The sequence below is a fragment of the Rhodococcus sp. EPR-157 genome (assembly GCF_001647195.1).
Classification (GTDB): Bacteria; Actinomycetota; Actinomycetes; order Mycobacteriales; family Mycobacteriaceae; genus Rhodococcoides.
On record NZ_LVCV01000661.1, the window covers coordinates 1 to 4,975 of the forward strand.

Consider the following 4,975-nt stretch of genomic DNA (forward strand, 5'->3'; position numbering starts at 1 on the left):
TTCTTCTTCCGGTGGAAGATGACCACCCAGAAGATCAGTGCCCACACGATGATGCCCATGATCAGGGCGGCCACCACGGACCACGTCCACAATTCGCGAATCGACCTACCCTGGGGAGTAATGCCCGACGGGAAGCCGAAGCGAAGGACATCATTGTCGATGGAACAGCCGGAGAGCAGCAACGCGGCTACGCCGAGAAATGCTGCAAGCCCAGCTCGCCGAAGGATCCGACTCTGCGCCACGTTCACGCCTTCCTGATCGCTCACCACTGAAGAATGAGGGCCTCCACATGCGGATGCCCTAGTACTACGCAGCGTAGACCAAAGCCGCCACAACACCACTGTCGGGTCGCCTGCGTTTCGTCGACCGTGTCTGCGGCATACTCGATACTTTCCGTGCCGCCACGGGCGTGACCAACGCGTGCTCCATGCAACACGGCGGCACCATCTCCCAATCGCGAAACGAGGTAGTAGACGCTGTGTGTGGACTACTGGGTGTTCTGACGTCGACCGGTACCGACGCTGCGGGAGTCGACCTCGTCTCTTCCGCCATGCACTGCATGCGACACCGCGGGCCGGACGAACCGGGCACCTGGCACGACGACGACGTCATCTACGGGTTCAATCGCCTGTCCATCATCGACATCGAGCACTCTCATCAGCCACTGCGCTGGGGTCCGCCGGAGAACCCGACCCGATATGCACTGACGTTCAACGGCGAGATCGACAACTATCTCGAACTTCGCGAGGAGTTGAGCCGCGAGCACGGGGCCGAGTTCCTCACGGAAGGCGACGGTGAGCCGATCGTCGCAGCGTTCCACTACTGGGGTACCGAAGCTGTACGTCGACTCCGTGGAATGTTCGCCTTCGCGATCTGGGACACCGATACACGTGAGCTGTTCCTTGCCCGCGACCCGTTCGGCATCAAGCCACTGTTCATCGCCACCGGAGCTGGAGGCACCGCATTCGGCAGCGAGAAGAAGAGCCTGCTCGAACTGACAGGCCTCGTCGGCATCGGAACTGATCTCGACCCACGGGCCATCGAGCACTACACGGTGCTGCAATACGTTCCCGAGCCCGAGACACTCCATCGCGACATCAGGAGAGTCGAGTCGGGGTGCTACGCGACGCTCTCCCCCGGCACGGCGCCGAAGATCACGCGCTACTTCACACCGAAGTTCGCTGTCGAGCCGTTCGCACCACGCTCGGAGGCTTCCCGCTACCAAGAGATCGCCGAGGCACTCGAGGACTCGGTCGCCAAGCACATGCGCGCCGACGTGACGGTCGGGTCGTTCCTGTCCGGCGGGATCGACTCGACTGCTATCGCGGCTCTTGCGATGCGGCACAACCCGAACCTGATCACGTTCACGACCGGATTCGAGCGAGAGGGCTACTCGGAGGTCGACGTCGCCGCCGAGTCCGCCGCAGCCATCGGCGCACGGCATGTCGTCAAAGTCGTCGGCCCCGAAGAGTTCGCCGCATCGATCCCCGAAATCGTCTGGTACCTGGACGATCCCGTCGCCGACCCTGCTCTGGTTCCGCTGTATTTCGTTGCCAAGGAGGCCCGCAAGCACGTCAAGGTCGTACTGTCCGGCGAAGGCGCCGACGAGCTGTTCGGTGGTTATACGATCTATCGGGAACCGTTGTCGCTCAAGCCGTTCGAGTACCTCCCGAAGAGTCTGCGACGGGCCGCGGGCGCTCTCAGTGAGAAGATCCCCGACGGGACCCGAGGCAAGAGCTTGCTCCACCGAGGCTCGATGACCCTCGAAGAGCGTTACTACGGCAACGCCCGCAGCTTCGGGGACGCCCAGCTGAGAGCAGTGCTGCGTGACTTCAGGCCCGAATGGACCCACACGGACGTGACGGCACCCATCTACGCGCAGTCCGAGGGCTGGGATCCCGTCGCGCGGATGCAACACCTCGATCTGTTCACCTGGCTACGCGGCGACATTCTCGTCAAGGCGGACAAGATCACGATGGCCAACTCGCTGGAGCTGCGTGTTCCGTTCCTCGACTCCGAGGTGTTCGCCGTTGCGGAGAAGTTGCCACTGGAACAGAAAATCACCAAGGACACCACGAAGTACGCATTGCGAAAGTCGCTGGAGGGAATTGTTCCGGGCCACGTGCTGCACCGCGCGAAGCTCGGCTTCCCGGTACCCCTGCGACACTGGCTACGCGGCACGGAACTCTTCGACTGGGCGCACCTGCAGATTGCCGAGTCGGAGACCGATCACATCCTGAACAAGGCCGCGATCACTGCGATGCTCAACGAGCACCGCGACGGCAAGTCGGACCACAGCCGACGGTTGTGGACGGTGCTCATCTTCATGGTGTGGCACGGCATCTTCGTCGAGAAGCGCATCGTGCCGCAGATAGCCGAGCCGGCCTACCCGGTCGATCTCTAGGAAGCCTGTTGCGAATGAAGGAACGTGCCACGGCCGTTCCTTCATTCGGCAGTCAGGTCACGCAGGTAGCAGCGCGCCGATCTCTTCGGCTGCAGTCGATCCGTACGCTGCTCCGAGACGCTTCAGCGCATCGTCGCGGTTGAACGTCCATTCCTGGGTTCCAGTCGTCTCGAGTATCAGCACCGCCACGAGCGAGCCGAGTTGCGCTGCGCGCTCGACCGACGCTCCGGCGAGGTGTGCGACGAGGAAACCTGCGCGGAAGCCGTCGCCGACGCCCGTCGGATCTACCTTGCTGGTTTCCGGTACGACAGCGGTATGCGTGCGTGCGCCGTCGGGGGTAACGATATCGACGCCAGACTTCCCGAGGGTCGTGACGCGAACGCCGACCTTCGCTGCGATCTCGGCCTCGGACAAGCCCGACTTCTGCCGGAGCAGACCCCATTCGTACTCGTTCGTGAAAAGGTAGGCAGCGCCTTCGATGAGTTCCGTCGCCTGCTCACCGCTCAGACGAGCCAACTGCTGTGACGGGTCGGCCGCGAACGGGATTCCAGCGGCACGACACTGTTCGGTGTGGGCAAGCATGGCGTCGGGATCGTTCGCACCGACCAGAACCAGTTCCAGAGGATCGCTCGACGTGAGTTCCCCGATCGATATCTCCCGGGCCTCGCTCATCGCGCCCGGGTAGAACGATGCGATCTGCGCCATGTCCTCGTCGGTTGTGCACACGAATCGTGCAGTATGCGCGGTGCTCGACACGCGGACACCGCTGCAATCGACGCCGTTGGCCTCCAACCACGATCGGTACTCGGAAAAGTCGGGTCCGACGGCTCCGACCAGCAGCGGCGATCCACCGAGCACGCCGAGGGCGTATGCGATGTTTCCGCCGACTCCGCCCTTGCGAATCACCAGATCGTCGACGAGAAAGCTCAACGAGATGTTCGACAGCTGATCGGAGACCAGCTGGTCGGCGAACTTGCCCGGAAATCGCATGAGGTGATCGGTGGCGATCGAACCCGATACCGCGAGAGTCACGTACTTGAGCCTTTCGGTTTTTTGTCGGCTGTACAGCAGTCGGTGCGCGCAATGTCTGGCAAAGCAATCATCCTACTGCGCAGTACCCCGCCCGCGGCGCCGCCAAGCAAATCGAGGTACACACAACTCTGACCGGTATCCGCAAGCGCGGATACCGGTCAGAGGGTGCTGTCGCTACGACCTCAGTTGAACGAATCACCGCAGGCACACGAGCCTGTGGCGTTCGGGTTGTCGATCGTGAATCCCTGCTTCTCGATGGTGTCCACGAAATCTATGGATGCACCTTCGACGTACGGAGCGCTCATGCGGTCGACTGCGAGCGTAACTCCGTTGAAGTCCACTACGAGGTCGCCGTCGAGGCTACGGTCGTCGAAGAAGAGCTGGTAACGCAAGCCTGCACAGCCACCAGGCTGAACAGCGATGCGCAGCGCGAGGTCATCGCGGCCTTCTTGATCCAGCAGCGCCTTGGCCTTCGACGACGCAGCTTCTGTCATCGTGACCTTGTGCGTGATGGTCTCGTTCGAGACGGTCATGGGCTCTCCCTGTCAGTCGTACCAACCCGTGAACGTCTCAACCGTACTCCGCATGTGGATATTCCTCACTGTCCTAACTGCCGGACTGTCCACCTGCCGGCCATCAACGTCGGATTGCGGCGTATTCCTCGGCTGCATGCTTCGCAAGTAGTTCCACTTGATGTTCGGCGTCGGACATCGACTTCTCCACCGACCCGGCGAATTCGGTGACCGAATACGCCCGCACGATTCCGGTGGACTCCAGCTGCGCGTGGTCCAGTTTCACCTGACCAGCAATGACTATCGTCTCGACACCCGAACCGGCTCCAGCCGCAGCAAGACGGGTGACCAGCTTGCCTCGCAGCGACTGACTGTCGAATTTTCCCTCACCGGTGACGACTAGATCCACCGACGACAGCACAGCACGCTGGTCGGTGACCTCCGCCACCACAGATGCGCCGGACTCGCTACGTCCGCCCAGGGCGAAGAGGGCAGCGCCGATCCCACCCGCTGCACCGGCACCGGGCAACTCTGCGACGTTCGTGCCGCACTGAAGCTCCAGGACGGTTGCCCAGTCCCGATTGAGATCCTCCAGCATCTCGACCAGGTCCGAATCGGCGCCCTTCTGCGGACCGAACACGTGCGCCGCACCACCCTCGCCCAGGAGGGGGTTCTCGACGTCCGTCGCAGCCACCAGGTCGATGTGCTGGACACTCTGCGCAGCCATGGTCAGACCACCCAGCGCTCGGATCATGCCGCGGCCGCCGTCGGTACAGCTACTTCCACCGAGTCCGACGTAGATTCTGTCGACTCCATCCGCCGCCAGCGCTGCTGCGATCAGTTGGCCGACGCCGTAGCTCGACGACTTCAGCGCGGTCTGCGTCGTCGGTGGCCCGCCCAGCAGACTCAAACCGCACGCTGCTGCCGCTTCGATGTACGCGGTGGAGCCGTCGAGAAGCCAGCGAGCTCGGACTGCGTCACCCAGTGGTCCGTCGACGTCCAGAACCTGCATCGTGCCCAGACGTGT

General features: G+C 62.6%; 4 protein-coding genes and 1 pseudogene. 1 reads left to right on the plus strand and 4 read right to left on the minus strand.

What is annotated here, in order from left to right:
- A pseudogene (locus A2J03_RS27960) lies at positions 1-248 on the minus strand (cytochrome c oxidase subunit II); the annotation flags it as partial.
- 230 nt (positions 249-478) lie between these two features.
- Here A2J03_RS27960 and asnB point away from each other — a divergent pair.
- Positions 479-2,404, plus strand: coding sequence for an asparagine synthase (glutamine-hydrolyzing) (asnB, locus tag A2J03_RS27965; protein ID WP_068381017.1), 1,926 nt, complete (start codon positions 479-481; stop codon positions 2,402-2,404).
- Between the two features lie 57 nt (positions 2,405-2,461).
- On the opposite strand, the gene A2J03_RS27970 is transcribed toward asnB, so the two are convergent.
- From A2J03_RS27970 to A2J03_RS27980, 3 genes are all read right to left on the minus strand, one after another.
- Positions 2,462-3,436, minus strand: a complete 975-nt coding sequence (locus tag A2J03_RS27970; protein WP_068381008.1) for a carbohydrate kinase family protein — start codon at positions 3,434-3,436, stop codon at positions 2,462-2,464.
- Positions 3,437-3,618: 182 nt separating this feature from the next.
- A complete protein-coding gene (locus tag A2J03_RS27975; RefSeq protein WP_068381011.1) occupies positions 3,619-3,969 on the minus strand; it encodes a HesB/IscA family protein in 351 nt (116 codons plus the stop codon).
- 103 nt (positions 3,970-4,072) lie between these two features.
- Positions 4,073-4,975: glycerate kinase family protein (locus A2J03_RS27980; protein ID WP_156520632.1), on the minus strand; the 903-nt coding region annotated here is incomplete at its 5' end.

Excerpts from the sequence above, each read along its gene's own strand:
- A2J03_RS27975 (WP_068381011.1), bottom strand. The coding sequence starts at position 3,969 with ATGACCGTCTCGAACGAGACCATCACGCACAAGGTCACGATGACAGAA.